This window comes from Sphingobium sp. SYK-6 (genome assembly GCF_000283515.1).
GTDB classification, from domain to species: Bacteria; Pseudomonadota; Alphaproteobacteria; order Sphingomonadales; family Sphingomonadaceae; genus Sphingobium; species Sphingobium lignivorans.
The window spans coordinates 1,031,815-1,057,673 of sequence record NC_015976.1; the positions used below are offsets into that span (position 1 = coordinate 1,031,815).

The following is a 25,859-nucleotide window of genomic DNA, read 5'->3' on the forward strand; positions in this document are numbered from 1 at the left end:
CAAGGTGGTCGGGTGGCTGAAGGCTGAAACCAGCTCGGCATGGCGCGGATGAGGAAGGCCGCACGTCATATCCATCACATCCGGAACAGCCCGAAGGCTGCCCTTTCCGGGATGGGGGCGTTGAGCGTCGCCGCGAAGGCGAGGCCCAGCACGTCCCTCGTCTGCGCGGGGTCGATGATGCCGTCGTCCCACAGCTGGGCGGTGGCGTGCCAGGGATTGCCCTCCGCCTCGAAGCGCTCGCGGATCGGCGCCTTGAAGGCTTCGGCTTCCTCGGGCGTCCAATTGTCCGCGTCGCGGTGGACGGTGGCGAGGACGCTGGCCGCCTGCTCGCCGCCCATCACGCTGATGCGGCTGTTGGGCCAGGAGAAGAGGAACCGCGGGGAATAAGCGCGCCCGGCCATGCCGTAATTGCCTGCGCCGAAGCTGCCGCCGATCAGCACCGTGATCTTGGGCACCTGCGCGGTGGCGACGGCCGTGACGAGCTTTGCGCCATGTTTCGCAATGCCTTCCGCTTCATATTTTCCGCCGACCATGAAGCCTGAAATATTCTGGAGGAAGAGCAGCGGCGTGCGGCGCTGGCAGGCCAGTTCGATGAAGTGTGCGCCCTTCTGCGCGCTTTCGCTGAACAGCACGCCATTGTTGGCGAGGATCGCGACGGGCATGCCCCAGATATGGGCGAAGCCGCAGACCAGCGTCGAACCGTAGAGCGCCTTGAACTCGTGGAATTCGCTGCCGTCCACGATCCGGGCGATGACCTCATGCACGTCATAAGGCGCGCGGACATCCTCGGGGATGATGCCGTAGAGCTCCTCGGGATCATATTTCGGCGGGCGGGGGCGGGTGAGCGGGATGTCCGCCGTGCGGTCGGCGGGGAGGTGGCTCACAATGTCCCGCACGATCGTCAGCGCATGGTCGTCATTCTCGGCGAGATGATCCGCGACGCCGGACTTGCGGGCATGCAGCTCGCCACCGCCCAGGTCCTCGGCGCTGATCTCCTCGCCCGTCGCGGCCTTCACCAGCGGAGGCCCTGCAAGGAAGATGGTGCCCTGGTCCCGGACGATCACGCTTTCGTCGGACATGGCGGGCACATAGGCGCCCCCGGCCGTGCAGAAGCCCATCACGCAGGCGATCTGGGCAATGCCTTGCGCGGACATGTTCGCCTGATTGAAGAAGATGCGGCCGAAATGATCGCGATCCGGGAAGACCTCGCTCTGGTGCGGGAGGTTGGCGCCGCCGCTATCGACCAGATAGATGCAGGGCAGGCGGTTTTCCGCTGCGATCTCCTGCGCCCGCAGATGCTTCTTTACCGAGAGCGGATAATAGGTGCCGCCTTTCACAGTGGCGTCGTTGCAGGCGATCATCACCTGACGACCCGCCACGCGGCCGATGCCGGCGATGATGCCGGCGCCGGGCACGTCCCCGTCATACTCGCCATGAGCGGCGAGCTGGCCGATCTCGAGGAAGGGGCTGCCCGGATCGAGCAGTCGCTCGACGCGCTCGCGGGGCAGCAGCTTGCCGCGCGCCACGTGCCGATCCCGGGCACGCTCGCCCCCGCCGAGAGCGGCCTTCGCGACATCGGCATGGAGCCGGTCCCGCAGCGCCCGGTTGTGCGCGGCGCGGTTCGCGAACTCGGGACTCGCGGCGTCGATCGCCGTGGGGAGGATGGGGCCGGTCATGCGGGCGCCTTCTTGCGAATGAGATAGCGATAGACGCCGGTCGCGTTGATGACGAGCAGCGCGATGTTCTGGAAGCCGATCCCTTCGCTGTCCGGCTGGAGGAAGCCCCAGGTGATCAGCGCGAGCGAACTGGTGACGAAGAGCACGAAGGCCCAGCCCGTCACGCGCCTGCCGAGATCGAGCGCCACGATCAAGGCGGCGAGGGTGGCGGCGGCCGCGCCATAATATTGGAAGGCAGTGAGGAGGGAATCGCTCATGAGGTGCTCCGACCGGCGCGTCCATGCCGCTCCGTGGTGCGGCTGGCGGCTGTGCGGCCCGGCATCTGCGGCTCTGTCCCCGCCCGGCGATGGCGGAGCAGGCGGATGGCGCGCATGGTCATCCCCCGGCGCCCACCAGTTCCCGGCCGATCAGCATGCGGCGGATCTCGTTGGTGCCCGCGCCGATATCCAGCAGCTTGGCATCGCGCAGATAGCGCTCCACCGGCCAGTCTGTCGTGTAGCCCGCGCCCCCAAGCGCCTGCACCGCCTCCAGCGCGACCTTCACGGCATTCTCGCTGGCGAGCAGGATGGCGCCGGCCGCGTCGAAGCGGGTGGTCTTGCCCGCGTCGCAGGCCTTCGCCACCGCATAGACATAGGCGCGGGCCGAATTGAGCGCGACATACATGTCCGCCACCTTGGCCTGCATGAGCTGGAAGGCGCCGATGGGCTTGCCGAACTGGCGGCGCTCGCGGACATAGGGCAGCACCGTGTCGAGGCAGGCCTGCATGATGCCGAGCTGGACGCCGGACAGCACGACGCGCTCATAATCGAGGCCGGACATCAGCACCTTCACGCCGCCGCCCAGCTCCCCGAGGATATTCTCCTGCGGCACATGGCAATCATCGAACACCAGTTCCGCCGTGGGCGAACCGCGCATGCCCATCTTCTCGATCTTCTGGCCGATCGCGAAGCCGTCCATGTCCTTCTCGATCAGGAAGGCCGTGATGCCCTTCGATCCGCCGGCCGCGTCAGTCCTCGCATAGACGACGAGAGTCTGGGCATAAGCGGCGTTGGTGATCCAGAATTTGGTGCCATTGAGCACATAGCCGCCCTGCACGGCGTCGGCGCGCAGCTTCATGGAAACGACGTCCGAGCCCGCGCCGGTCTCCGACATGGCCAGGCTGCCGATATGATCGCCGGCGATGAGACCGGGCAGATATTTCGCCTTCTGCTCCGGGGTCGCCCAGCGCGCGATTTGGTTGATGCACAGGTTCGAGTGCGCGCCATAGGAAAGGCCGACGGAAGCCGAGGCCCGGCTGATTTCCTCGCAGGCGATCACATGCTCGAGATAGCCAAGCCCGAGCCCGCCATCCTCTTCCTTGACGGTGATGCCGTGCAGGCCGAGCGCGCCCATTTCCGGCCACAGGTCGATGGGGAAACGGTCTTCACGGTCCACCTGCGCGGCGATCGGCGCGATCCGGTCGGCAGCGAAGCGGCGGCAGGTCTCGCGGATCATGTCCGCTGTTTCGCCGAGCGAGAAATCCAGTTGCTCCATGCGCCTCTCCTGTCCGGCCGCGCCTTACCCGGCGGCCTGTTCCTGTCCTCATTATCCTAACGGGGTGCATTGGAAAAATTGAAATCAAGGGAAGCAAGACATAGACAGCATCTATGCTGGACCGATATCTCCTGCGCTACTTCCTCGCCGTGGTGGACCAAGGCAATTTCTCCCGTGCAGCGGCGTTATGCCACGTCTCGCAGCCCACGCTTTCCGTGGGCATCGCAAAGCTGGAGAACGAACTCGGCGCGGCGCTGTTCCTGCGCTCCAGCCAGCGGGTGGAACTGACCGCCGCCGGCGCGCGGTTTCTCGTCCACGCGCGGCGGATCGAAAGCGAGTATAATCTGGCCGAACGCGCGCTGGCGGATGTCCAGCCCGCGCGTCGCTTGCGCATCGGCTGGCTGTCGAGCGTGCCATCGGATCGCCTTGCAGCGGCGCTTGGCGCCGGCCGGGGGGAGAGGCCAGGAAGCCAGATCGAGATCGTCGAAGGCAATGAACGGGACATCCACGCCCATCTGGCGCGCGGGCGGATCGACCTGGCTGTGTCCATCATCCGCCCCGGCGAGACACGGTTCCGGGAAGAGGCGATCCTGGAGGAGGGCTACCGGCTGGCAATGCCCGCGGGCCACAAGCTGGCGCAGCAGTCCGTCCTGACCGCCGAGGCGCTGGCGAGCGAGACGATGATCGTCCGGCGCCATTGCGAAGCGCTGGCGGCCACCAGCCGGCATTTCACCGAACGCGGGGTTCGCCCCTTCTTCGCCATGCGATCGACCAATGACGAGCGGGTGCTGGCGATGGTGGCGGCGGGGCTGGGCATCACCGTCATGCCGGAAAGCCATGCCCATGAAGGCGTCGTCCGACCGTTGCTCGCGGGGTTCGACCTGCGCCGGACGATCGGCTTCCTGTTCGGACCGCATGGCGATCCCCCGGCGCTCGCCGATCCGCCGTTCCTGGACGCGCTCCGCACTGCGCTGCGGACGGCGAGGGTTGGCGCGCGGGAGCCCCTCTGAGATCGGGGCGCAAGATAGAGGGGGACATGGCTCTCTTTGCCATTGGCTTGTGTTTCGCCGCCATCGGCGACAAGAGGGCAAAGTCAACTTGGGCTTGCCTCGCTACGGAGTCGCAGGCGGAGCCTTGTGGAGAGGGAGAACAATCATGTCGAAAATCGCGATCCTTGGCGCCACGGGCAATGCCGGTCAGCGCCTCGTCGATGAAGCGACTCGCCGGGGGCACAGCGTCACCGGCATTTCCCGCCATGCGGACGAGCAGGCGCCCCGCGACGGCGTGACCTGGGCGAAAGCGGACATCAACGATGTCGATGCCACAGCCGCATTGCTGGCCGGCCATGACGCTGTCATTCTCTCGATGCCGTTCAAGGACCTGAATTTCGATGCGGTCTTCGCCATCGCCGGGAAAGCAGGCATCCGCCTGCTCGTGGTCGGCGGGGCCGCGAGCCTGAAGAATGATGACGGCGTCGTGCTTCTCGATACCCCCGGCTTTCCGGACTTCATCAAGGTGGAAGCCGCGCCGGCGCGCGATTTCCTCAATCGCCTCAAGGACAGCGCCAGTTTCGAATGGACCTTCCTGTCGCCCGCGATGTTCTTTGGCCCCGGCGAGCGCACGGGGACGTTCCGCCTCGGCAGCGACACGCTGCTCACGGCCGGGGACGGCAAGAGCTCGATCAGCTACGAGGATTTTGCCATTGCGATGATCGACGAGATCGAGGAGCCCCGGCACAGGAACATGCGCTTCACCGTCGGCTACTGAGCGCTGGGAGCGGGCGCGGGCGCGGGGCTTGGCGCGCCATGCCCCGCTCAGTCGCGTATGCATTTCGTCGCAAAGACCTTCAATCCGGGGCGGGAATCCGTTAGGTTCGCGATGCTTCTGAACAGGGGAAGCTCAACAAAAACCGTACGGAGACGAGCGCATCGTGATGATGGGCCGCAGACCGATTCAGGCCACGCTGCTGCTGGTTGCCGCCAGCCTGACGGCGCTTGCCATGGTGCCTGCCGGTGCGAAGCCGGCCCCCGGCCAGCAGTCAGGCAGCGAGGCGCCGCGCCGGTTCATGGCCGAGCTCGCCGCGTTCGCGGAGAAGGACGCAGGTCTGCCGGCGCAGGCGGGCGGGGTCCTGTTCCTGGGCTCGTCCAGCGTCAGATTGTGGGATCTGCGGGCGAGCTTCCCGACAGCCCATACCGTCAATCGCGGCTTTGGCGGCTCGACCGTGACCGATGTGCTGGCGAGCTATGATGTGCTGGTAGCCAAGCAGCGACCGGACAGCATCGTCGTCTATGTCGGGGAGAATGACATCGCGCTTGGGCGCGGCGCCGGCACAGTGGCGCGGGACGTAGCCAGGCTGATGGCGCGCCTGCGGAGCGACTATCCCGATGCGCGCATCGCCTATCTGTCCATGAAATATGCGCCCGCTCGCAAGGAGCGCCACGGGACGATCAAGCGGGCGAACCGGCTGATCGAGAGGCAGGCGCGCAAGACAGGGTCATTCGCCTTTGTCGATGTGGCCTCGGACCTGCTGGGCGAGGAAGGCCCGGATCAGGCCTGCTACGGCCCCGACCGGCTCCATCTGAGCACGATTGGTTACGAGCGGTGGAACAGGATCGTCGGCGATTATCTCGCGGCCATAGTTCCGCAGGCGCAGGCCGTGCCGACAGACACGCTCAAGGCGAACTGACAGGCCACCCTTTCCAGGGCTGTGGGCGCTTAAGGGTTGCCCGAATCGTCATCACCCCCCAACAAGCGCTGGACCAATGGCGCGGAGCCCGCGCCCCAGCGCATTCCCGGGGAGGAGATCGGATGAAGACACGTGCTGCCGTCGCGTTCGAGGCGAAAAAGCCGCTTGAGATCGTGGAACTGGATCTCGAGGGGCCGAAGGCTGGCGAAGTGCTCGTCGAGATCATGGCGACCGGCATCTGCCATACCGATGCCTATACGCTCGATGGCCTGGACAGCGAAGGCATCTTCCCGAGCGTCCTGGGTCATGAAGGCGCGGGAATCGTGCGGGAAGTCGGCGCCGGTGTCACCTCGGTGGTGCCGGGCGACCATGTGATCCCGCTTTACACGCCCGAGTGCCGCCAGTGTAAGTCCTGCCTGTCCGGCAAGACGAACCTGTGCACCGCCATCCGCGCGACGCAGGGCAAGGGGCTGATGCCGGACGGCACGACGCGCTTCTCCTACAAGGGCCAGCCGATCTACCATTATATGGGCTGCTCGACCTTCTCGAACTTCACTGTGCTGCCCGAGATCGCGGTTGCCAAGATCCGCGAGGACGCGCCCTTCAAGACGAGCTGCTATATCGGCTGCGGCGTGACGACTGGCGTTGGTGCGGTCATCAACACCGCCAAGGTGCAGGTCGGCGACAATGTCGTCATCTTCGGCCTCGGCGGCATCGGCCTCAACGTGATCCAGGGCGCGCGGCTTGCTGGTGCGAACAAGATCATCGGTGTCGACATCAACCCGGACCGCGAGGAATGGGGCCGCAAGTTCGGCATGACCGACTTCCTCAACAGCAAGGGCATGAGCCGCGAGGATGTGGTGGCGAAGATTGTCGCGATGACCGACGGCGGCGCGGACTATACCTTCGACGCGACCGGCAATACCGAAGTGATGCGCACGGCGCTGGAAGCCTGCCATCGCGGCTGGGGCACCTCGATCATCATTGGCGTGGCCGAGGCGGGCAAGGAGATCAGCACGCGTCCGTTCCAGCTCGTCACCGGCCGCAACTGGCGCGGCACGGCCTTCGGGGGCGCCAAGGGCCGCACGGACGTGCCCAAGATCGTCGACATGTACATGACCGGCAAGATCGAGATCGATCCCATGATCACGCACATCATGGGCCTGGAAGAGATCAACACCGCCTTCGACCTGATGCACGCCGGCAAGAGCATCCGCTCGGTCGTGGTGTTCTGATCGCATCGATCGGCTGACCGCGCTTTTCGTTTCCGGGAGACACGCCCTTGTTGAGGCATATGGTTCTGGGTGCAGACGATCTTGCATCGGCACGCGCCTTTTATGACGCGACCTTCGCGGCGATCGGCGTCGCGACGGCGCAGGCGGACGCCAAGGGCCGTCTCCTGTATCGGCATCAGGGCGTGATCTTCATTGTCGGCCATCCGATCAACGGCCAGCCCGCAACCCATGCGAACGGCGGCACCGTCGGCTTTCTTGCGCCTTCGCCGGAGGCAGTGAAAGCCTGGTATGCCGTTGGCCTGACGCATGGCGGCCAGGCCTGTGAAGGCGAACCGGAATATCGTACCTCGTCCGGCACAGGCCGGGGCGTCTGGGTTGCCTATCTGCGCGATCCGGCCGGAAACAAGCTTTGTGCCGCCTGGGATGAGCCGGATTAAGGCCCAGGGCGCGCAGGGAAATCCAATCAAGACCACTCCACCCAATATTGAGGAGAGAGATACAATGTTTACTCACGTCATGGTCGGCACCAACGATCTCGCGCAGAGCACGAAGTTCTACGATGCGGTTCTTGGCGCGCTGGGCGCCGGTGCAGGGCACAACATCGGCGACCGCGCTTTTTACTCGCACAATGGCGGCACCTTCGGCTTCGTGACGCCGATCGATGGCGCGCCGGCCACGCATGCCAATGGCGGGACCATCGGCTTCGCGGCGGCTGACAAGGACCAGGTCGATGCCTTCCACGCTGCCGGCCTCGCCAATGGCGGCACCTGTGCGGGCGAGCCGGGCAAGCGCCCGCAGGCGCCCGGCAACGCTTATGGTGCCTATCTGCGCGATCCGTTCGGCAACAAGGTTTGCGCCTTCTGCCAGCTGCCTGAAGGGGCCTGATCCATGACGCTGGAGACGCTCTCGACGAACAAGGCCTATGGCGGCGTCCAGGGCGTCTACCGGCATGACTCGGCGGAGACGAAGACGGCGATGACCTTCGCCGTCTTCGTTCCAGACCATGAGCCCGGCGAAACCCTGCCGGTGCTGTTCTATCTCTCGGGCCTTACCTGCACGCATGCCAATGTGATGGAGAAGGGCGAGTATCGCGCGGCGTGCGCGGCGGAGAAGATCATCTTCGTCGCCCCCGATACCAGCCCGCGCGGCGAGGGCGTCCCCGATGATCCCGAGGGCAAATATGATTTCGGGCTCGGCGCGGGCTTCTATGTCGACGCAACGCAGGCGCCATTCGCGGCCAATTACCGGATGCGCAGCTACATCGAGCAGGAATTGCCGGCGCTGGTCGCGGCGCACTTCCCCGTGGATATCGATCGGCAGGGCATTACTGGGCACAGCATGGGCGGCCATGGCGCGCTGACCATCGCCCTGCGCAATCCGGATCGCTTCCGCTCGGTCTCGGCCTTCGCGCCGATCGTCGCGCCCGCGCAGGTGCCATGGGGGCAGAAGGCGCTGGGCGGCTATCTGGGCGACGATGTATCGGCCTGGGCGCAGCACGATGCCGTGGCGCTGATCGAAGGCGGCGCGAGACTGCCCGACCTGCTGGTCGATCAGGGGGACGCGGATAATTTCCTGGAGCAGGAGCTGAAGACGCATCTGCTTGAGGAAGCCTGCGCGAAGGCCGGGCAGAAAGCCACCATCCGCATGCAGCCCGGCTACGATCACAGCTATTATTTCATCTCGACCTTCATGGCGGAGCATGTCCGCTGGCATGCGGCGCGCCTGAAATAACGAGAGGCAACGGCGAGGGGGGGGCGGTGGCGCCCCCACCCCCCGGATCAGACCCGGCGAAGCGCCGAGAGCGCGGCTTCCCGGCGCCTGAGATAGGGATCGTTGAGGAATGTCCCGAACGGGAAGAAGGAGGCCAGCGTCGTCCTGATCCAACCCAGCGCCCCGAAGCCCCTGCCGGGCAGCACGAACAGCATCACGGCGATATAAGCGAGAAACGCTATGCCGTGGATCATGCCGACCGGACGGATCAGCACCGGATTGTCGAAGCCATATTTCAGCGGCATCGCGACGAGGAACAGGGCAAGCGTGGTGATGCCCTCGACCAGCGCGACATAACGGAACAATCTCAGCACATTGCCTCCCTGCCTTGTTGCTGGCCTTCTGTAAGCGGGCATGGCGGCGGAGGCCAGTCCTGTTAAAACACCGGCTGGATGCGGTGCCGCCGGCCCGGCAGGCGCACAGGCTGCCGTCGGTGACAAGTCAGTGGACAGAGTCCACGAAGGCGCTAGGCTGGGCACGACCTGCTCGGGGGAGAGGATCGCTTGGACGCCTGGCTTCAACCACTGATCGACTGGCTCAACGGCCTGCCGCTGCAAGCGGCCATTCGCGAGACGAGCTGGGCACTGCCGCTTATCCAGACCGTGCATATCCTCGCCGTTGCGATCGTGCTGACGGCTTCCCTCATCATCGCGCTGCGCGGCATAGGTCTGGTCGGGCGCGACTGGAGCCTCGCGCGCTGGCAGGCGCGGTTCGGGACGTCCGCCGCCCTGGCGCTCTGGACGTTGCTCGGCACGGGGTTGCTGATGATCCTGGCGGAGCCCGAGCGTGAACTGTTGAACTGGCTGTTCCGCGCCAAGATGCTGCTGGTGATCGTCACGCTCATCCTGGCGCACGCTCTCGCGCGGGCGTTGCGGGCCACGCGGACGGACAGGCAGGCCGGGCCGGGTGTCCGGTTGCTCGCAGTGGTGGTTTTCGCGGCCTGGATCGCGGTCGCGATGGCCGGCCGCTGGATTGCTTATGTGGGCTGAGGGAGGCGAGGCGTGATCGAGACCCTGCTCGAAGCGATCGGCAACAGCGCCATCGGCACCTATGTGGCCGAGGACCCGCTGGCGTTCCCCTGGATCGAAACAGCCCATGTCATCAGCCTTGCGATCCTGTTCGGGTCGATCCTTGTGGTCGATCTTCGGCTGATGGGGCTTGCCTCGCGCGATTATCCGATCCGGTCCCTCGGCCGGTCCATCCTGCCCATCACCTGGATCGCGTTCATCGGTGCGATGGTCACTGGCGGTCTTCTGTTTGCTTCAAATCCCTATGGATATTTCGGCAACACCGCCTTTCGCGCCAAGATGATCCTGCTGGTGCTGGCAGGCGTGAACATGGCGCTGTTCCATCTGGTGGTGCAGCGCGGGAGCCGGCTCGATCGTCGCGGGCCGCCACCGGGGAGCGCGCGGCTTGCAGGCTTTCTTTCGATGGCGATATGGATCGCGGTGATTGCCTGCGGGCGCTGGATAGGCTTTACCATGTCGCCTTTCTGAGCAGGGATTGGAGGATCAAGATACTGTCGGAGCTGATCGAGGAGCGCGTGGAGACATCGGAGCGGGAGCCCCTGTATCTTCGGATCGTGGGCGCCCGGCTCTCCAACCTGCTGCGCCTGATCCGGGAAAGCGGTCTGCCGGTTTACGAGCGCGAGGTTGGTTACAAGGAGATCCATCGCCAGCTCATCATCATGATCGGCATATCGGGCGGGCTCAGCTCGCAGGAGATCGTGGCGATCACGGGCCACGAGAAAGCGCAGGTGAGCCGGGCGATCAAGCCGCTGGAGACCGCGGGGCTGATGGAGCGCGAGCGGCTGCGGGCCAAGCTGACGCTGCTGCCCCCCGGCCGCAGGATCTACGAGCGCATCATGGCGATCGGCCGGAGCCGCGATGGCGTGCTGACGAACGGCATCGCGGCGGCGGACCTCAAGCGCTTTGCCGCCCTGTGCGAGCAGCTCACGGTTCAGGCGGCCCAGCTCTACGCGGAAGAGCGGCAGCTGAGCGCGGAAGCGGGCATCATCAATGCGCTCTCGCAGCCTCCGCTGCCCTCGTCCTGGTCGACCGGGGCGGACGGGCGGCCGATCCGGCCCCCACCGAGCCATCTGGTCACGCCCCGGATCATCAGCCTCGTCGCTTATCTCAAGCGCAGCGCGATGCTGGCTTATCAGCGCGCGTTCGGGCTTTCCCATTTCCAGTGGCAAGTGCTCTCGATCATCGGCGAGAGCCCGCCCATGCCGCTTGCCCGGCTCATCCAGCTCATGGCGCGGGACAAGAGCCAGATCGGCCGCACTGTGGGGCATCTGGAGCAGGCGGGTCTCATTGTCCGGTCGCGCCCGACGCGTCGCCGCGACATCATGCTCGAGACCACGGCCGAGGGCGCGGCCATGTTCGAGAAGATGTACCAGCTCGCCGCCTGTCGCGAACAAAGACTGTGGAGCGGGCAGGAGCCTGGAGAGCGCATGTTCTTCATCAGCATCATCGATGCGCTCACCGAGAACGCGCGGCAGATGATCGAGGACGGCAAGGCGCAGGATCAGTCCTAGGCGCCCGGGCGGGTTCAGGAACCCGGCCGGTCGGGCCGCGTCGTCGGGCTGTCGAGCTGGCGCTTGACGGTTCCATCGCTCAGCTTGACCGTCACGTTGAAGCCGCCCTTGCGGCCGTCCTTGAGCGGATAATAAGTGAGGTCGATCCGGTCGCCGGGCTTGAACATGCGCTTGCTCCAGCCGGTCCGTCCAAGATGATTGGGGCTCATGCCTTCGAACGCCCAGTGCTCGGTCTGGCCATTCTTGCCCGGGAGCGCGACGTACAGGAAGGTGTGCGGATTGGTCCAGTCCCAGCGCTCCACCACGGCGCCCTTCATTTCCACTTCCTTGCCCCAGTGGAACATGGCGGTGGAATGATGCGCCGATGCGGGGATTGCGGCCAGCATCAACCCGGTCCCGCCAAGCAGGACAATTCCAAGGCGACGATTGCGGACAGGCTTCCCGGGCATCATCCACTCCTCCATCGCCCCGTGCGCGGGGCGGGCCGGCTTTTGTCGGCACATGACCTTCATCTGCCGTTCGCAATCGATGAGGTCAACAGTCATGCGCGCGCGGAAGGCGTGCGGCGACGGGCTGCATGACCGCTGCCGGCAGGGATCGGGCGCGAGATGACGCTTGACTCGCAGTTGAGGGAATCCACTATGCAAGCGCACCGGATCAGGAACGCGCGCAAACGCACGGCGTCGGTGAGGGAGGACGCATGAAGCCTGCCATGCAGAGAAGCATCCCGGCATTCGCTGCCGTGCTGGCGGTCTGGCTCGCGGTCGGGGCAGGGCCAGTGACGTCTGCCTTTGCGCAGGATGACGCGGCGAAGAGCCGGCCGGATTATTCATCGCTCAATGATCTGCCCGACTGGACGATCGGGGTCTGGCAGCCGGACTGGTCGCGGCTGTTCGGCGCCGGCACGAAGCCTCAGTTCACGCCGGAGATGGCCAAGGCAGTGGAGGCTTTCAATGCGCGCAAGCAGCATGGCGAGAATCTCCAGAGCGCAGCCGCCAATTGCCGCCCTACCGGCATGCCCGGCATCATGCGCCAGCCCTATCCGATCGAATTCCTCTTCTCGCCCGGTCGGGTGACCATCCTGCATGAGACGTTCAGCCAGGTACGCCGCATCTATACGGACGGGCGCGCATTGCCCGACGATCCCGATCCCGCCTTCAATGGCTGGTCGGTTGGCCGGTGGGAGGGGGATGTGCTGGTCGTGGATACGAATGGCCTCAATCCCATCACCAGCCTGATGGAAGGCGTGCATCCCACCGAGAACACCCGCATTCGCGAGCGCTTCTTCCTGAGCGCGCCGGACGAGATGACCGTGGAGACGATCATTACCGATCCGGCCATCTTCGCCGAGCCCTTTCGCGTCACCCAGACTTATCAGCGCAAGCGCGACTGGCAGATCCGCGAATATGTCTGCGAGGAGAATAATCGCGACGCTGCCGACGAGCAGGGCCGTCCTACGATGAACATCGAGAAGTAGGGACGGCGGGAAGCCGGTCGCCATGAAGCACAGCGAGACCGAAGCCCGCAATCTCGCGATCGCGACCGCCATGTATCGCGACATGCTGATGAAGTTCGATTCGCGTCACGTCGATCGCTTCATCGCGGAGGATTATATCCAGCACAGCACGGCCGCGAGCGGCGGACGCGAGGGGCTTCGCGCCTTTCTGGATGATCGCCGGGCGGGATTTCCCGACGTCGATATCCGCATCAAGGCGCGTTATGCAGACGGCGACGTCACCATCTTTCATATCCATACCGTCCGCCATCCCGGCGACCCGGGCATGAATATCGTCGACATATTCCGACATGGCGCTGACGGGAAAGTGTGCGAGCATTGGGAAGTCGTCCAGGAAATTCCCGAGCGATTGCCTCATGATAACGGGATTTTCTGAGAAGATTTGCGCGTCGGGCTCCGGCTGAATCGGTCGGATGACGTCGCGCGCCTGCCCTCACTGCGCCGGCGTGCCAGCGCCCTCAGCGATTGGCTTCTCCAGCGCGTCGAGCGAATCCTGCTCCTGATCGAGGTAGAGGCCGAACGGATCGAGGCAACTGGCACCCAGTGCCGCTTCGAAGCCCGCCTGTGACGACTGTGCGGCGAGCTCGCTTTCCGCTGCGCCGCTCAGGTTCGATCGGAAGATGCCGGCCGCGCTGACGGGCAGGAAGTCCTCATAAGTGATCGGCGTGGCGACCAGATGGCCGGCCTCCACCAGAGCCTCAGGCGATCCGGCCGGCAACGGGCCCTCGCCCAGTGCCGGGGAGCGGGCATAAGTGAAATAAGCGAGGCCGTGCCGACGGATCGTTTCGAGATCGTCGGGGAAGCGCGCGAAAGCAGCGGCGAGGCGCGCCTGATAATCGCCGGCATCGGCGCGGGCCGCCTCCACATCCGCAAGAATCTCGTCATAAAGCGCGCGCCCGGCCGGCGTCAGTGCGATGCCGCGCTGCTCGATCTCGCCGAAACGGGCCGTGTGGGCGCCCTGCACCGCATCGTCTCCTTCGCGGAACAGGATCGGTTCTTCCAGTGCCTGAAAGCTGGTCTGCCGCAGCAGGATCGGCACGTCGCGGCGTGGCGGCCCCTCGATCAGCGGCTTGGCACGAATGCCACGCGCGACCATCTCGGCCTGCGCGGCATCGATGTCGAGCGCGCGCGGCGTCAGATGATTGATGTGGGGGCCGCGGAAGCAGACGATATCGGCGATCAGGCGATGCGTGTCGTGAAAGGCGCGATAGGTCGCGTGGTCCACCAGCGCTTCGCCATGCCAGCGAAAGGTCTCGAGCGCTTCCAGGACGAAGGCCTCGGCATCTTCCGCCATCAGGCCGCCTTCGGCCTCGAACCGCTCGATCATCATCAGCGCGCCATCGGTTACGATACGGCGCCGGGCGAGGATTTCGCCGGCGCGGTCACGCAGCGCCGGGTCCGCGATGAGATCGATGCGCAGCAGCGAGCAGAATATCCGGAACGCGCAGCGGGAAAGCGCGGCATTGTCGATCGGGCGAAAAGCAGTGGAGTGGACCGGCAGGCCGGCTGCGGCCAGATCGTAATAGCCGACCGGCACCATGCCCATGACTGCGAAAAGGCGGCGCATGAGCGCCAGTTCCGCTGCCGTGCCTACCCGGATGGCGCCATGACGCTCGGCATTGAGCCGATCCAGTTCGCCATTGGCGCTCAGAGCAGCGCGCAGGGCGGGATCGGCCGCCAGAACACGCTCGTTCGTGGTGGAAACGATGTCCAGCAAATCACCGTAAAGTGGCACTTCCTGGCGATACATGCGGGACATGGCATCCGAGAAGGCCAGCCGGATGTCGTCGGCCGGAACGAAATGGGAAGCAGTCATGTCAGAGGCTCCTCAAGCGCGTCGAGCAAAGTCGTCCGGGCATGTTCGATGGCGTCCCAGGTCTGCGGGAGCGCCAGATCGGGCAGGGAAAGCTGCGCGGGCCAGTGCGCCGAGATGATCCGTTCGAGACGGTCGGCGCTTCGCTCGTCGAGCAGATGAGCTGGGTGGACGGCGCGTTCGGCCTGCGCGGAAAGCAGCACGCGCAGCCGCAGGCAGGCGGGGCCGCCGCCATTATGCATGGACTCGCGCACGTCGACGAACCGCACGCCATGGATAGGGCCATTGGCGCCGACATTGGCGTCGATCCATGTCTTGACCGAGGGAGTCTCCGCGCATTCCATCGGGACGACGAGCATGCGGCTGCCATCCGGCAAGGTGACCAGCTGCGAGTTGAACAGATAGGATGCAATGGCATCCTCCAGCGACACCTCGTTCGCCGCGACTTCCAGGATCACCACATCCGGGCAGCGCGCCTCGATGGCGCCGTAGAGGGCGGCCTTGTCGGCAAAGGCATGTTCATGGGCGAACAGGATGTTCTCATGCGCCACGGCCACGACATCGTTGTGAAAGGCCCCCGCCGCGATGGCACGCGGGGATTGCTGGGCGATGAGGCCATCCTCCACGCCATGGGCACGGAAGATCGCGCGGCATGCTTCGGCTGACTGGCGGGCAGGGAAGGGGCCGCCCGGCTCTCCATAGACCATGATCTCGATGCCCGGATCATGCGCGGGTGCCGCCAGCCGCATGAAGTTGGCCGCGCCCTCGTCGCCGAAGCGCCCGGGTACGGGCCCGTGCACGGCGAAGAAGCGCGGATCGGCGAAGATGCGGCGCAACTGCGCCAGCGTCTCGGGCCATTCATGGCTGCGATGCGCCATGGTGGAGAGATTGGCCGGGGTGAAATGGACGCGCCCGTCTGCGGTGTCCGGCGCGGGCGACACGGTTGCCGCGTTGGCGGCCCACATGGGTGAAGCGCTGGTCGCCTGCACGAACAGCAGCGGCTCTTCCGCCCAGGCCTTCGCGCAGACCTGATGATCGCTGCCGTCGAAGCCGAAGCGGCGCAGCCAGCCCACATCGGGGCGCTCGTGCGGAAGGAAGAAGCCCTGTCCCAGCCCCAGCGAAAGCATGAGCCGCATCTTGGCGAGACCCTCCAGCGCCGCCTGCCGAGGGCGGGAAACCTGCCCGGCATGCATGGTCGCTGCGAGATTGCCGAGGCTCAGCCCGGCATAATTATGGCTGGGGCCGATCAGGCCATCGAAGTTGACTTCGCGAAAGGGAGGAGGCGTCGTCATGTTTTTCAGGCAGCCGGTCGACCGGAGGGGAAGGGCGAGCCTTGCCGGAGCATGTTCATCCCTTCAGGCCCACGCCGAGTGTGCCCTCGATGGCGGCGGCTTCCATGCCCGCGACGGGCCATGCGCAATAATCGGCTGCATAATAAGCGCTTGGCCGCAGGTTGCCGCTGTCCCCGGCGCCGCCGAAAGGCTGGGCCGAGCTGGCGCCGTTGGTCGGCCGGTTCCAGTTGACGACGCCGGCCCGGGTCTGCGTGCGAAACCTGTCGAACAGCGTGCGCGTCCCGCCCAGCATCGCGGCGGACAGGCCGAAGCGCGTCGCATTGGCGCGTGCGACGGCGGCATCGAAATCCGTCTCCCGGTAGAGCTGCACGACGGGGCCGAAAATCTCCTCGTCCGGCGCATCCTCAATGCCGGTCATGTCGATCAGCGTCGGTGTCAGGAACGGCAGATCGGGTGCGCGGCGGATCAGCGGGCGGATCGGCTGCCCGCCCAGCGCCAGCAGATCGGCGACGCGGCGTTCCACCATGTCCGCTGCGCGATTGTCCACCACCGGCCCCATGAAGGGTTGCGGCTCGTCGAATGGCGCGCCCACGATCAACCGGTCGAGTGTTTCCGCGATGCGCGGGATCAGCGTGTCGGCAAGGCTCTCCTGCACGATCAGCCGGCGCGCGCAAGTGCAGCGCTGCCCGGCGGAGAGCCAGCCAGACTGGACGATGAGCGCGACGGCAGCATCGATGCCATCCGCCGGCAGATCCCAGACCAGCAGCGGGTTGTTGCCGCCCATTTCGAGCGCGAGGATGCGCCCCGGCGTCTCCGCGAACTGGCGGGCGAGAAGCTTGCCGGTGGTCGAACTGCCGGTGAACAGCAGTCCGTTGGTGCCGGGGTGGCTCGCCAGCGCCTTGCCGGTCTCGCCATCGCCCTGCACGATCTCCAGCACGCCTTCCGGCAGGCCTGCCTCGTGCCAGAGCTCGCCGGTGAGCTCCGCCGTTGCAGGGGCCAGTTCGCTCGGCTTGAAGACGACGCTATTTCCCGCGAGCAGGGCGGGGACGATATGGCCGTTGGGCAGGTGCGCCGGGAAATTATAGGGGCCAAGCACGGCAAGGACGCCATGCGCGCGATGCCGCACCGCCTGCGTCACCCCGTTGGCATCGATGAGCGTTTCGCCCGCCCTGTCCGCCTGCGCGGTGATGGAAATCTCGACCTTGGCGGCGACGCTGGCCGCTTCCGTCCGGGTTTCCCACAAGGGCTTGCCCGTCTCGCGGGAGATGGTGCGCGCGACGTCTTCCGCCCGCGCCCTCACGCGCGCGGCATAGGCCCGCAGGATAGCGATACGCTCCTCGATCGGTCGCGCTTCCCACGCCGGCTGCGCGGTGCGGGCGCGCGCAACGGCGGCATCGACGGCCGCCGCATCACTGACGGGGCCACGCCAGACGACGGCGCCGGTGCAAGGATCGGTGGAAACGAGCTCATGCATGTCGATGATCTCCCGTCACGGCGTCGGCACGTAAAGCGCGAAATCGCCTTCGCGCAGGCGGCCGAGCTTCATGCAGTCGGGCGGCAGGCACAGGGTTTCGCCCTCGTCACGCGTGCGGCCTTTCCCACGCCATGCTCGGAAGTCGAGCAGCCGCCCCGTGGCGAGCAGCATGCGCGTGGCGCCATCGCCGCCCGCCTCGTCGGCCTGGATCATCGCGCTCGCGCTATCCTTCACGGTGCGCAGGTCGCCCACCTGAGCCCGCATGGTCGGCCCGGCGTCGAACAGGTCCACATAGCCATCATGGCGGAAACCCTCCGCTTCCAGCAGCCGCATGGCGGCGGCCCCGCTCTTGTGCGGCTTGCCGATGGCGTTCTGCGCCTCTTCGGAGAGCAGGATGGTGTAGATGGGATATTTGGGCATCAGGTCGGCGATGAACTGGTTGCCGTTCAGGGCATGGAAGCGATCCGCCTCCGCGAATTCCAGATTGAAGAAGCGCTTCGTGAGCCCTTCCCAGAAAGGCGAATAGCCTTCCGGCTCCTGAAAGCCGCGAAGCTCGGTCAGCACCTGCTCGCCGAAGCGTTCGCGATGCAGCGCCATGAACATGTAGCGGCTGCGCGCCAGCAGCACCCCCAGTCCCGAGCGCCGCAGCGCGGGAACGAGGAACAGGCCGCCCACTTCGCTCGCCCCCGCAAAGTCGTTCACGAGGTTGAGGACATTGGTGGTGACGATGCGCTCGAGTTGGCGGCTATATTGCGAGAGGCGCGTGATCTTGTAGCTGTAGAAGGGCTTCTTGGTGCCGACGCTGGAGAAGATGAGCGCGGTGCCGCCGATCTCGCCGCTGGCCGCGTTCTCGAGCACGAACATGTAGAGCTCATCATCCGGTCCGCTGGTCAGATCCGCCTCGAACGCCCGCTGGCTGCGCTCCAGGCGCAGATGCAGGGCGTCGCGGTCATGGGGAAGGTTGGTGAAGCCCGGGCCGGTCTGGCCGGCCAGATCATATACCGCGTCGAGATCCTCCACGGTCGCCGGACGAACGAGCCAGCCTTCGGTCATGCAATCTCCCCCTTGAGGCCGAGCGCGGCGTCGAGCCGTCCTTCGGCGATGCGCAATATCGTGACAGCGGCGAGCGCGGCGCGTTCGCTCAGCGAGTCGATGATGAGAAACTCGTCCGCCGTGTGGATGCTCCCGCCGCGCACGCCCATCGTATCGACCACCACCACATTCTCGGCCGCGATGTTGTTGCCATCGCATACGCCGCCACTGGGCTGCCAGTCGATAGCGAGGCCAAGGTCCGCGCCCGCATCGCGCACGAGCATGAACAGCGCCTCGTGCCGTGCATCGAAGGGCTTGGGCGGACGAGCAAAACCGCCGGACAGGCTGATGGCGACCTCATGCTCCCGCGCGATTGAGGCGACGATCTCCGCCATGGCATGGTCGGCCCTCTGCTGGGCCTCTACGTCCAGGGGGCGCATGTTCCAGCTCAGCATTGCCTTGTCCGGCACCACATTGTTCGCGCCCCCGCCGCTCATCCGCGCGACATTGACCGTGAGACCGGGAATGGTGCGCTTCAGGGCATCCAGCCGCAGGGCAAGATCGGCCGCGGCGACGAGCGCGTTGCGCCCGTCCTGCGGATTGCGCCCGGCATGGGCGGATCGTCCGGCGAGTGCGGCGAGAAAATTGCCGCTTCCGCGCCGCGCGCTCGCAAGGCGGCCCTCCGGTGTTACCGAGGGCTCGAAGGTCATGCCGATCTGACAGCGCCGCGCCACGTCGCGCAGCAGCGCCGCGGAGCCGAGCGAGGCGACTTCTTCGTCCGCGTTCACCACGACATCCCAGCCGAGGCCGGGAATGGCGTTCGCCGCCTCCAGCGCCGCCAGGGCCTCGATCATGACGATGAGCCCGCCCTTCATGTCCGCCGTGCCGGGGCCGTTCATCGTGCCCGCGTCGAGCATGCGGCAGGACTGGAAAGGATGGTCGGGCGGGAACACCGTGTCCATGTGCCCGGTCAGGATCATCCGCCGGTTCGCCGCCGGGCGCTTGCGGGCGAGCAGATTCGCGCCATGGGGCACGGGCACCTGCGTGCCGTCCTCGGCCAGTGTCGTCACCGGGTCCGGCTCGCGCGTCTCCACGCTGTCGGCGATCGGCGAGAGAGCATCGGCGATGCGGGCGCGCATCTGTGCCAGTCCGTCGAGATTGCGGCTGCCGGAGTTGATCTGCGCCCACGCCACGACCTGCGCGGCCATGGCGCTCTGCCGATCCCGGATCGCTGCGACAAGATGGGTTTCGGGCGTCGAGAGTCCGGCCATCGGCTCCTCTTAGACCAAGTTCTTCGGGCGGGCTAGGGCAGGCCGCGTCACCGCAGCGAGGTCGGTCCGCGCCGCACCGTTCACGCGCTCGCGGAGGGATAGCGCCGCGCTGTCGAGAAGATGATGGCCGCGAGCACCGCCGGTATGGCGAGCAACACGCAGATGAGCGGTTTGCCCATCCCGGCGGCAAGCAGATAACCGGCCGTCAGCGGGCCGAAGATCGAGCCAACCCGGCCGACCGTGCTGGCGATGCCGAGGCCGGTCGCCCGCAATTGCGGCGGGAAGGCATAAGCGATGGTCAGCCAGCAACCGCAGGCGGAACCGAACAACATGGCGCCGAGCAGAAGTGCATTGCCCACGAGGAGCGGCAGGATAGGCGGCAAGAGGCCGAACAGTACGATCATGGCGGCCATGCCCGAGAGGGTCACGAAGGTGAGCCGCTTCACGCCCACGCGCCCGGCAATCCACCCGGCCACAAGCCCGCCCGCGATGCCGCCGACCGAAACATAGATGGAGTAGGAAATGCCGGCGGCAGTCGAGAGGCCCAGCTCGGTCACCCATTTGGTCGCCCAGTTGATGATGAAATAGAAGGAAAACATGTTGAGCGGATGCGCGATGCACAGGAGGAGCAGCTGCCCGCGATGCTCTTGCGCGGAAATCTCACGGATCGACGCCGCGCCGTCATGGGCGCTTGCCGCGACCGGCGGCAGAACCTCGAGCGGCGGCAGCCGGAGGCGCTTGAGGACTCGGTTGGTCTTCGCGAGCGCGCCGCGTGGCTGGCGGGTCAGCAGGAAATCGAGCGATTCGGGGAGCCACAGCCAGGCGACGGGCAGCAGGATCGCCGAAAGCATGCCGCCGACCCAGAAGATGCCGCGCCAGCCGAATTCGTCCAGCACCGCGATGGCGACGAAACCCCCGATGATGGTGCCGACCGGATAGGCGGAAGCGACTGCGCTGGGCGCGAATTCACGGCGTTTGTCCGATGCATATTCCATGGCGATGGCACCGGCCGTGCTCGTCATGCCGCCAATCCCGATGCCGGTCACGAAGCGTGAGATCGCCATGCCCCAGTAGCCGTGGCTGAGCGCCGCGCCGAACATGCCGGCGCTCATCAGCACGAGGCAGAACAGGATGGCCGGGCGCCGCCCCTTGGTATCCGCGACCGGCGAGACGCCGAGCGCGCCGATCGCCATGCCCGCCAGGCTGAAGCTCAGCAATTCCCCCAGTGCGTCCGGCCCGAGCGCCCATTCGTCGGCCAGCACGGGCGCTGCCATGGCGAGCGCGAGAATGTCATAGCCATCCACCATGTTGATGCAGACCGGAATGAGGATCATCAGCCACTGGACGGGAAGCATAGGCCGTGCGCCGAGCTCCCTGCGCGGATCATAGTCGGTCGCCATCCTCATCCCTCCGGACGCTTGCGCGCGCGTCCGCCGCGTCGTTTTCGCCACGCTATGGTGGGGCTGCGGCGAATTCAATCGGCCTCCGCCGCATCTTGTTGACGCTGAGCGAACTGGGCGCGTCCCTCTGTTGCGCGCGTCGTTTGATGAGCATTAGAAGCTTTACCGAACGGAGAGGAGCAACGGGACCATGAACCCGGTAATGGCCAGGCTGAATTATGTGGTTCGCGGCGAGAGTGCGGTGTTCAATGCCGCCAATCGCGCGGAAAGCTATTGGCCCAAGGAAGAGCATGTCGTGCCGATCCACGATGTGCGGCCGCTTGCAGACCAGCTGTCCTTCGATCGCAACGGCTTCCTGCTCGTGCGGGAGGAATCCGCTGTTGCCGCGGCGCCGACCGACGAGGAGAAGAAGGCCGTCTTCGCGCAGGAAGCCGCTGCGCTCATCACGCGGCTGACCGGCGCGGCCAGGGTCGTGACTTTCGGCACGATGCTGCGCACTGACGCGCGGGACGCTGGCGACGGCAATCTGCCGGCCTTCGGCGCGCATGTGGATTATGGCGCGCGCACGGTGCGCGATTTCACACTGGACCTGATGCCGCAGGAGGAAGCGGAGCGGCGCCTGGCCGGCCGGCACATGCTCATCAACATCTGGCGGCCGTTGCGCATGGTGGAGCGATCACCTCTGGCGCTGTGCGATGCCAGCACGGTGCGACCCGAGGATCTGTTCCCCAGCGAGGTCCGCGGGGGACTGGGCGATGCGCGCCGGCGTTCGCTCTGGGGCTTCAACCTTGCCTATAATCCCGAGCATCGCTGGTATTACGCACCGCGCATGCAACCGGATGAAGCCTTCGTCTTCCGCCTGTTCGATTCCAATCCCGATGCGGTGCAGTGGACCGGCCATAGCGCATTCGAGGACCCAGCCTCCCCGCCCGATGCGCCGCCGCGCCAGAGCATCGAAATCCGCACGATCGCTTATCTGGACTGACGCCTGAGCGGACGGGCTCGGTCAGGGCATGTGGACAAATTCCAGCCCCAATGAACGTCGGTTCTCAGAAGCCCTCGATGTGGAGGGAACGGAAGGAATGAGGTGGAGAGCGGCCGTAGCCCTCTCCCCTTCAGGGGAGAGGGTTGGGAGAGGGGAGGTCGCAAGCTGACAAGCCTCCGTTTCTCTCCCCTCAAGGGGAGAGAGAGCAACAACAGCAAAGCCGTCGCATCCGGAAGGTCTGATAATCGCTTGAAATGCCCCGATAGCGGGCGTCTTATCGACCCGGGAATCTGTCCGCGCGGCCCTAGAGAACATCCCCGAACATCAGCCAGAGCATCACGAACCAGGCGATGAGTCCTGCGATGCCGATGATGATGTGCAGGCGCGCGCGCAGCCAGTGGAGCGGGCCGGTCGGGTCTTCATCCTCATCGTTCATATCGGGGCGATAGTGGAAAGCGGGGCGGGGGCGCAATGCGCCTCTCGCCGCGCCTGTTCCAACCGGGCGATCGGCAGGCTTCGCCGCTATGGACAGACCGCTCCGCGCAACTGTCGCTTCCGCTGAGGGCAAGACGGTATGCCCGGCGACTGGCAGGCGCGGGGCAGACGGGCCTCGCGGCCCCGGCCAGACAAAGGGGAGGCGATCCGTGGCCCATGACAACCTGCTGAAACTCAATGCAGAGCTCGCGCTCCAGCTTGCCGATTATTGGCACGAGATCGATACCAATGGCGGCCGGAACGCATCGGCTTACTATACCGAGGATGCGGTGTTCCATGGCCAGTTCGCGTCCTATGAAGGCGTTGCCAAGATCCAGCAATTCTACGACTGGCGCGTTGCGCAGGGGCCGCGCCTCGCCGTGCATGGCTTCACCAATTTCCGTGCATGGTTCACGGGCGAGGATACGGCCGAGGCGACGAACTATCTGTATCTTTACGCCGCCAACGGGGTGAAACCTCTGCCCACTCATGCACCCATCACCATTTCGCTCGCCACGGACAAGTATCGCAAGGTGGGCGAGCGCTGGCTGTGCACCTATCGGCGCTTCGAGCATCTGTTCGAAGGCGATACGCCGATCACCAATCCCAATCTCGACGAGAAATAGGCACTGGCTTCTCCTGGCCGGCTGCCGCTGCCAGCGCATGGCGGCCGCGCCAGGATTGCCGGGTCTGCAATGCGCGCCGGGCGCGGGGGCTTGCGTGCGCCAGCGCGGCCCGACATCATTTGATCCATCCACGAGGCGAGCGGACGAGCGACGATGGCGAGCCAGGTGACGGGAGGGGGCGAAGACGCGGACGATCGGCGGTTGCCGCGTTCGCAAGGCTTCGTCGAGGAAGTGCTGAACATCATCCGCTCGGATATCATGTCCCTGCGTATCCGCCCGGACAGCCGCATATCCATCGACCAGCTCGCTCGCGACCTGGGTGTTTCCCAGACGCCGATCCGGGAAGCTCTTTCGATGCTGGAAGCGATGGGGCTGGTCACCAAGCGGCGCTATTCGGGCTATTGCAGCACGCCCCAGCTCAGCCGTCGGCAGCTTGACGAACTCTATGAAGTCCGCGCGCTGCTCGAGCCCTATGCGGCGCGCCGCGCGGCGCAGCGGATGACGCAGGACGCCGCCCTGCGCCTGCGCCAGCTTTCCGGCGCGATGGGCCCCGACAGGGCGTCACAATCCTATGATGATTTCGCGCGCCTGGATTCCGAGCTTCACGATGCGGTCGCCGCTGCCAGTGGTAACGACCTCATCCAGGAAGCGCTCGCGCGCCTGCACGCGCATTTTCATGTCTTTCGCCTCCGCCGCCACAGCGAAGTGACGAGGGAAGCCTTCCTGGAGCATGAGATGCTGGTGGAAGCCCTCGCGGCGGGTGATGCCGAAGGGGCCGAGCAGGCCATGCGCGAGCATATCCGGAAATCCTATGATCGGCTGATCGCCTTCGCCCGGGAATGATCGGAGCGTCGCGGGGCTGCGATATTCGCGGTGGCAGTTTATCGCTCTGTGCGCCCGGCGCGCGTCATTCCGCCCAGCGCCTTGGCGGGAGCACGCAGCCAGTTCAACAGATCGCCCTCGGAGAGCAGCAGCGGCGTCGTCCCGCTTTCGTCCTCCTCCGTCACGATGGAAAAGCGGGGCTTCTGCCGACCATCGGCAACCCAGAGCGCGGCCGCGCATGTGATGTGATCGCTCAGTGGCGTCACCCAGCGGTGAGTCCACATTTCGCCGTCCCGCACCGGCACCGAGTAGCGGGTGAGGGGAACGATGCAGCGCCTCTGCGCCAGCCGGCGCAGTGATCGGGGTGATTTTCCAAGCTCGCTCAGGCGCACCGTGGAATCGGTGAGGATCTCGTCACTGCCCGCTGCATCGGGCTTTCCCCATTGCATCCAGTCGAACGCAAGCACCCCTTCAGGACCGTCATAAAGCACCAGTCCCATGCCGCCCGGAAGCGTGAGCCGATCCTTGGGCAAGCTGTCCGGCGGCGTCGCATCGGGCACGATCTGGTCGAAACGGGCCTGTTCATAGCTCAATATGGGCTCGATACGCCGCGCGGCTCGAAACAGGAGGGGCTCGGCCGCAGCGAGGTCGGCGCCTAGCAGTTCACCGAAGGGAAGAGGTAACTGCGCAGGTCGGAGAAGCGGCGATGTGGCCTGTGCGCTTGCGCGCGGTGGGCGCAGTCGCTTCGTCAACCGTCCCGCAAGCGAGGCGGGCGCGGCGCGCGATCCCGGGCTGTCCAGGTCTGTCGCGTTGAAGTCCTCGAAACCCAGTCGCAACATCACTATCGGACTGCGGCGTCTTGGAATTCCCTGCGCGAGCATGCCCTCCTGAACGGACGCCCGCTTCCCATCGGCAGCTCACCCCGCATGGCGCGGCGGATGCAGCCAACTGCTCCCTCATTCATCATGCGACCCCCTGGCGCTCGTTGTGGAGCGCTACCCACATCCCGTTAATCTATGTGGGTATCCGATCGCAAGAACGGAAGGGGAAACAGCGAGATTTCAGTGTCCCGCTGTGGAGCGTCTGCGGGGAAGGGGGATCTGGCACCTTCAGGCCAGCAGCATTAAATAGCCGGAAGATGCCAGATCGCGGGCCTTCAACGAGCGGCGAGCATTGTGGTTCCAATGCGATCTCGGACTTTTTCAGACGTCTTATGCTTCGTCAGACGAATGTTCGCTGTCCGCGTCCGCGTCTTCCCGCGCACCGGCCTGCCAGCGCATCGCCGCATAACCCAGAGTGATCGCACCGGCCGCGATGGCCGCTGTCAGCACGGGATTGCGCCGCACGAAGCGGGCGGCCTGATGAACCACCGGCACGGCGCCCAGCGTCGCCAGACCCGATTTCGCTTTTGCCTTCGCTTCACTCGCGGCATCGCTTGCGGCGCTCGGCGTGGCGTCGCGGATCGATTTCGCCATGGATCGGGAGGTCGAGAGGGCGAAGCTGGCGATGGCCTGACCTGCCTTCTCGGCAGCCTCGGCCGCTGCGGGGATGCTCGCGACCCTCAGATCATGCGCTTTGCTGCGCACGACATCATAAGCGTCACGGCCATTGGCGTGGGGAACGATTTTCAGGGCTGGGCGGCTCATATCCATCTCCATGCGAGTTGCGTCTCCCAATGGAAACGGCGCTCCGGATGCATGGTTCCGTCCAGAAGG

General features: G+C 65.7%; 29 protein-coding genes. 15 read left to right on the top strand and 14 right to left on the bottom strand.

Features of this window, described 5'->3' with window-relative positions; translation table 11 throughout:
- Nucleotides 1-74: 74 nt before the first annotated feature.
- From SLG_RS04775 to SLG_RS04785, 3 genes are all read right to left on the bottom strand, one after another.
- Nucleotides 75-1,676: a carboxyl transferase domain-containing protein gene (locus tag SLG_RS04775; RefSeq protein ID WP_014075299.1), complete on the bottom strand. Its 1,602-nt coding sequence runs from the start codon at nucleotides 1,674-1,676 to the stop codon at nucleotides 75-77.
- The gene (locus SLG_RS04780) at nucleotides 1,673-1,933 is read right to left on the bottom strand and encodes a hypothetical protein (RefSeq protein WP_014075300.1); all 261 of its coding nucleotides are present in this window, start codon (nucleotides 1,931-1,933) and stop codon (nucleotides 1,673-1,675) included. The genes SLG_RS04775 and SLG_RS04780 overlap by 4 nt, the downstream gene beginning before the upstream one ends.
- 118 nt (nucleotides 1,934-2,051) lie before the next feature.
- Nucleotides 2,052-3,209 (bottom strand): acyl-CoA dehydrogenase family protein, encoded by a 1,158-nt coding sequence (locus SLG_RS04785; RefSeq protein WP_014075301.1) that lies wholly within the window; start codon nucleotides 3,207-3,209, stop codon nucleotides 2,052-2,054.
- Between the two features lie 113 nt (nucleotides 3,210-3,322).
- Between SLG_RS04785 and SLG_RS04790 the strand changes: the two genes are divergently transcribed.
- The 7 genes from SLG_RS04790 (at nucleotide 3,323) to fghA (ending at nucleotide 8,861) form a co-directional block, all read left to right on the top strand.
- Entirely contained in the window at nucleotides 3,323-4,219 is an 897-nt protein-coding gene (locus tag SLG_RS04790) for a LysR family transcriptional regulator (RefSeq protein WP_014075302.1), read from the top strand.
- Nucleotides 4,220-4,364: 145 nt separating this feature from the next.
- A complete protein-coding gene (locus SLG_RS04795) occupies nucleotides 4,365-4,976 on the top strand; it encodes an NAD(P)-dependent oxidoreductase (protein ID WP_014075303.1) in 612 nt (203 codons plus the stop codon).
- A 169-nt stretch (nucleotides 4,977-5,145) separates the two neighbouring features.
- The gene (locus tag SLG_RS04800) at nucleotides 5,146-5,895 is read left to right on the top strand and encodes a GDSL-type esterase/lipase family protein (RefSeq protein ID WP_070098763.1); all 750 of its coding nucleotides are present in this window, start codon (nucleotides 5,146-5,148) and stop codon (nucleotides 5,893-5,895) included.
- Nucleotides 5,896-6,017: 122 nt separating this feature from the next.
- Entirely contained in the window at nucleotides 6,018-7,130 is a 1,113-nt protein-coding gene (locus SLG_RS04805) for an S-(hydroxymethyl)glutathione dehydrogenase/class III alcohol dehydrogenase (RefSeq protein WP_014075305.1), read from the top strand.
- Between the two features lie 47 nt (nucleotides 7,131-7,177).
- A complete protein-coding gene (locus SLG_RS04810) occupies nucleotides 7,178-7,567 on the top strand; it encodes a VOC family protein (protein WP_014075306.1) in 390 nt (129 codons plus the stop codon).
- A 64-nt stretch (nucleotides 7,568-7,631) separates the two neighbouring features.
- Entirely contained in the window at nucleotides 7,632-8,015 is a 384-nt protein-coding gene (locus tag SLG_RS04815; RefSeq protein ID WP_014075307.1) for a VOC family protein, read from the top strand.
- Between the two features lie 3 nt (nucleotides 8,016-8,018).
- Nucleotides 8,019-8,861, top strand: coding sequence for an S-formylglutathione hydrolase (fghA, locus tag SLG_RS04820; protein WP_014075308.1), 843 nt, complete (start codon nucleotides 8,019-8,021; stop codon nucleotides 8,859-8,861).
- A gap of 47 nt (nucleotides 8,862-8,908) precedes the next feature.
- Here the strand turns inward: fghA and SLG_RS04825 are convergent, their stop codons facing one another.
- Nucleotides 8,909-9,214 (bottom strand): DUF3817 domain-containing protein, encoded by a 306-nt coding sequence (locus SLG_RS04825; RefSeq protein ID WP_197535679.1) that lies wholly within the window; start codon nucleotides 9,212-9,214, stop codon nucleotides 8,909-8,911.
- Between the two features lie 189 nt (nucleotides 9,215-9,403).
- Here SLG_RS04825 and SLG_RS04830 point away from each other — a divergent pair, with 189 nt between their 5' ends.
- Genes SLG_RS04830 through SLG_RS04840 form a run of 3 tightly spaced genes read left to right on the top strand, consistent with a single transcriptional unit; the run spans nucleotide 9,404 to nucleotide 11,439 of the window.
- Nucleotides 9,404-9,889: a DUF6644 family protein gene (locus SLG_RS04830; protein WP_014075310.1), complete on the top strand. Its 486-nt coding sequence runs from the start codon at nucleotides 9,404-9,406 to the stop codon at nucleotides 9,887-9,889.
- 12 nt (nucleotides 9,890-9,901) lie between these two features.
- The gene (locus tag SLG_RS04835; RefSeq protein ID WP_014075311.1) at nucleotides 9,902-10,396 is read left to right on the top strand and encodes a DUF6644 family protein; all 495 of its coding nucleotides are present in this window, start codon (nucleotides 9,902-9,904) and stop codon (nucleotides 10,394-10,396) included.
- Nucleotides 10,339-11,439 (top strand): MarR family winged helix-turn-helix transcriptional regulator, encoded by a 1,101-nt coding sequence (locus SLG_RS04840; protein WP_083853308.1) that lies wholly within the window; start codon nucleotides 10,339-10,341, stop codon nucleotides 11,437-11,439. The genes SLG_RS04835 and SLG_RS04840 overlap by 58 nt, the downstream gene beginning before the upstream one ends.
- A gap of 14 nt (nucleotides 11,440-11,453) precedes the next feature.
- Here the strand turns inward: SLG_RS04840 and SLG_RS04845 are convergent, their stop codons facing one another.
- Nucleotides 11,454-11,984 carry a DUF6152 family protein gene (locus tag SLG_RS04845; protein WP_148276488.1) on the bottom strand — a complete coding sequence of 177 codons (531 nt, stop codon included), beginning with the start codon at nucleotides 11,982-11,984 and terminating at the stop codon, nucleotides 11,454-11,456.
- A gap of 167 nt (nucleotides 11,985-12,151) precedes the next feature.
- On the opposite strand from SLG_RS04845, the gene SLG_RS04850 reads away from it, so the two are divergent.
- Complete coding sequence (locus SLG_RS04850) at nucleotides 12,152-12,916, top strand: hypothetical protein (RefSeq protein ID WP_051003693.1); 765 nt, start codon at nucleotides 12,152-12,154, stop codon at nucleotides 12,914-12,916.
- Nucleotides 12,917-12,938: 22 nt separating this feature from the next.
- Nucleotides 12,939-13,331, top strand: a complete 393-nt coding sequence (locus SLG_RS04855; RefSeq protein ID WP_014075315.1) for a nuclear transport factor 2 family protein — start codon at nucleotides 12,939-12,941, stop codon at nucleotides 13,329-13,331.
- A 57-nt stretch (nucleotides 13,332-13,388) separates the two neighbouring features.
- Here SLG_RS04855 and hglS read toward each other — a convergent pair whose 3' ends face one another.
- From hglS to SLG_RS04885, 6 genes are all read right to left on the bottom strand, one after another.
- On the bottom strand, nucleotides 13,389-14,771 hold the full coding sequence (gene hglS / locus SLG_RS04860) for a 2-oxoadipate dioxygenase/decarboxylase HglS (protein WP_014075316.1): 1,383 nt from the start codon (nucleotides 14,769-14,771) through the stop codon (nucleotides 13,389-13,391).
- Complete coding sequence (locus tag SLG_RS04865; RefSeq protein ID WP_014075317.1) at nucleotides 14,768-16,060, bottom strand: N-succinylarginine dihydrolase; 1,293 nt, start codon at nucleotides 16,058-16,060, stop codon at nucleotides 14,768-14,770. The genes hglS and SLG_RS04865 overlap by 4 nt, the downstream gene beginning before the upstream one ends.
- 55 nt (nucleotides 16,061-16,115) lie before the next feature.
- Nucleotides 16,116-17,534: a succinylglutamate-semialdehyde dehydrogenase gene (astD, locus tag SLG_RS04870; protein WP_014075318.1), complete on the bottom strand. Its 1,419-nt coding sequence runs from the start codon at nucleotides 17,532-17,534 to the stop codon at nucleotides 16,116-16,118.
- Between the two features lie 15 nt (nucleotides 17,535-17,549).
- Nucleotides 17,550-18,587 carry an arginine N-succinyltransferase gene (locus tag SLG_RS04875; protein WP_014075319.1) on the bottom strand — a complete coding sequence of 346 codons (1,038 nt, stop codon included), beginning with the start codon at nucleotides 18,585-18,587 and terminating at the stop codon, nucleotides 17,550-17,552.
- Nucleotides 18,584-19,837: a hydrolase gene (locus tag SLG_RS04880; protein WP_014075320.1), complete on the bottom strand. Its 1,254-nt coding sequence runs from the start codon at nucleotides 19,835-19,837 to the stop codon at nucleotides 18,584-18,586. Before SLG_RS04880 ends, SLG_RS04875 begins: the two co-directional genes overlap by 4 nt.
- A gap of 80 nt (nucleotides 19,838-19,917) precedes the next feature.
- Entirely contained in the window at nucleotides 19,918-21,237 is a 1,320-nt protein-coding gene (locus tag SLG_RS04885; RefSeq protein WP_014075321.1) for an MFS transporter, read from the bottom strand.
- 202 nt (nucleotides 21,238-21,439) lie between these two features.
- Here SLG_RS04885 and SLG_RS04890 point away from each other — a divergent pair, with 202 nt between their 5' ends.
- Nucleotides 21,440-22,222, top strand: coding sequence for a CmcJ/NvfI family oxidoreductase (locus SLG_RS04890; protein ID WP_051003694.1), 783 nt, complete (start codon nucleotides 21,440-21,442; stop codon nucleotides 22,220-22,222).
- Nucleotides 22,223-22,526: 304 nt separating this feature from the next.
- Here SLG_RS04890 and SLG_RS22350 read toward each other — a convergent pair whose 3' ends face one another.
- Nucleotides 22,527-22,658 carry a hypothetical protein gene (locus SLG_RS22350; RefSeq protein ID WP_014075323.1) on the bottom strand — a complete coding sequence of 44 codons (132 nt, stop codon included), beginning with the start codon at nucleotides 22,656-22,658 and terminating at the stop codon, nucleotides 22,527-22,529.
- Between the two features lie 208 nt (nucleotides 22,659-22,866).
- On the opposite strand from SLG_RS22350, the gene SLG_RS04895 reads away from it, so the two are divergent.
- Together SLG_RS04895 and SLG_RS04900 are read left to right on the top strand one after the other, a co-directional pair.
- Complete coding sequence (locus SLG_RS04895) at nucleotides 22,867-23,322, top strand: nuclear transport factor 2 family protein (protein ID WP_014075324.1); 456 nt, start codon at nucleotides 22,867-22,869, stop codon at nucleotides 23,320-23,322.
- A gap of 153 nt (nucleotides 23,323-23,475) precedes the next feature.
- Entirely contained in the window at nucleotides 23,476-24,165 is a 690-nt protein-coding gene (locus SLG_RS04900; protein WP_014075325.1) for a GntR family transcriptional regulator, read from the top strand.
- Between the two features lie 38 nt (nucleotides 24,166-24,203).
- Here SLG_RS04900 and SLG_RS04905 read toward each other — a convergent pair whose 3' ends face one another.
- Together SLG_RS04905 and SLG_RS04910 are read right to left on the bottom strand one after the other, a co-directional pair.
- Nucleotides 24,204-24,986 carry a hypothetical protein gene (locus SLG_RS04905; RefSeq protein WP_231848755.1) on the bottom strand — a complete coding sequence of 261 codons (783 nt, stop codon included), beginning with the start codon at nucleotides 24,984-24,986 and terminating at the stop codon, nucleotides 24,204-24,206.
- A gap of 369 nt (nucleotides 24,987-25,355) precedes the next feature.
- Nucleotides 25,356-25,790: a hypothetical protein gene (locus SLG_RS04910; protein ID WP_148276490.1), complete on the bottom strand. Its 435-nt coding sequence runs from the start codon at nucleotides 25,788-25,790 to the stop codon at nucleotides 25,356-25,358.
- Between the last annotated feature and the right edge of the window lie 69 nt (nucleotides 25,791-25,859).

Bases quoted from the DNA above. Each gene is read 5' to 3' on its own strand.
- SLG_RS04775 (WP_014075299.1), bottom strand. From the start codon at position 1,676: ATGACCGGCCCCATCCTCCCCACGGCGATCGACGCCGCGAGTCCCGAG.
- SLG_RS04780 (WP_014075300.1), bottom strand. From the start codon at position 1,933: ATGAGCGATTCCCTCCTCACTGCCTTCCAATATTATGGCGCGGCCGCC.
- SLG_RS04785 (WP_014075301.1), bottom strand. From the start codon at position 3,209: ATGGAGCAACTGGATTTCTCGCTCGGCGAAACAGCGGACATGATCCGC.
- SLG_RS04790 (WP_014075302.1), top strand. From the start codon at position 3,323: ATGCTGGACCGATATCTCCTGCGCTACTTCCTCGCCGTGGTGGACCAA.
- SLG_RS04795 (WP_014075303.1), top strand. From the start codon at position 4,365: ATGTCGAAAATCGCGATCCTTGGCGCCACGGGCAATGCCGGTCAGCGC.
- SLG_RS04800 (WP_070098763.1), top strand. From the start codon at position 5,146: ATGGGCCGCAGACCGATTCAGGCCACGCTGCTGCTGGTTGCCGCCAGC.
- SLG_RS04805 (WP_014075305.1), top strand. From the start codon at position 6,018: ATGAAGACACGTGCTGCCGTCGCGTTCGAGGCGAAAAAGCCGCTTGAG.
- SLG_RS04815 (WP_014075307.1), top strand. From the start codon at position 7,632: ATGTTTACTCACGTCATGGTCGGCACCAACGATCTCGCGCAGAGCACG.
- fghA (WP_014075308.1), top strand. From the start codon at position 8,019: ATGACGCTGGAGACGCTCTCGACGAACAAGGCCTATGGCGGCGTCCAG.
- SLG_RS04840 (WP_083853308.1), top strand. From the start codon at position 10,339: ATGGATCGCGGTGATTGCCTGCGGGCGCTGGATAGGCTTTACCATGTC.
- SLG_RS04845 (WP_148276488.1), bottom strand. From the start codon at position 11,984: ATGACTGTTGACCTCATCGATTGCGAACGGCAGATGAAGGTCATGTGC.
- SLG_RS04850 (WP_051003693.1), top strand. From the start codon at position 12,152: ATGCAGAGAAGCATCCCGGCATTCGCTGCCGTGCTGGCGGTCTGGCTC.
- SLG_RS04855 (WP_014075315.1), top strand. From the start codon at position 12,939: ATGAAGCACAGCGAGACCGAAGCCCGCAATCTCGCGATCGCGACCGCC.
- hglS (WP_014075316.1), bottom strand. From the start codon at position 14,771: ATGACTGCTTCCCATTTCGTTCCGGCCGACGACATCCGGCTGGCCTTC.
- SLG_RS04865 (WP_014075317.1), bottom strand. From the start codon at position 16,060: ATGACGACGCCTCCTCCCTTTCGCGAAGTCAACTTCGATGGCCTGATC.
- astD (WP_014075318.1), bottom strand. From the start codon at position 17,534: ATGCATGAGCTCGTTTCCACCGATCCTTGCACCGGCGCCGTCGTCTGG.
- SLG_RS04875 (WP_014075319.1), bottom strand. From the start codon at position 18,587: ATGACCGAAGGCTGGCTCGTTCGTCCGGCGACCGTGGAGGATCTCGAC.
- SLG_RS04880 (WP_014075320.1), bottom strand. From the start codon at position 19,837: ATGGCCGGACTCTCGACGCCCGAAACCCATCTTGTCGCAGCGATCCGG.
- SLG_RS04885 (WP_014075321.1), bottom strand. From the start codon at position 21,237: ATGGCGACCGACTATGATCCGCGCAGGGAGCTCGGCGCACGGCCTATG.
- SLG_RS04890 (WP_051003694.1), top strand. From the start codon at position 21,440: ATGGCCAGGCTGAATTATGTGGTTCGCGGCGAGAGTGCGGTGTTCAAT.
- SLG_RS22350 (WP_014075323.1), bottom strand. From the start codon at position 22,658: ATGAACGATGAGGATGAAGACCCGACCGGCCCGCTCCACTGGCTGCGC.
- SLG_RS04900 (WP_014075325.1), top strand. From the start codon at position 23,476: ATGGCGAGCCAGGTGACGGGAGGGGGCGAAGACGCGGACGATCGGCGG.
- SLG_RS04910 (WP_148276490.1), bottom strand. From the start codon at position 25,790: ATGAGCCGCCCAGCCCTGAAAATCGTTCCCCACGCCAATGGCCGTGAC.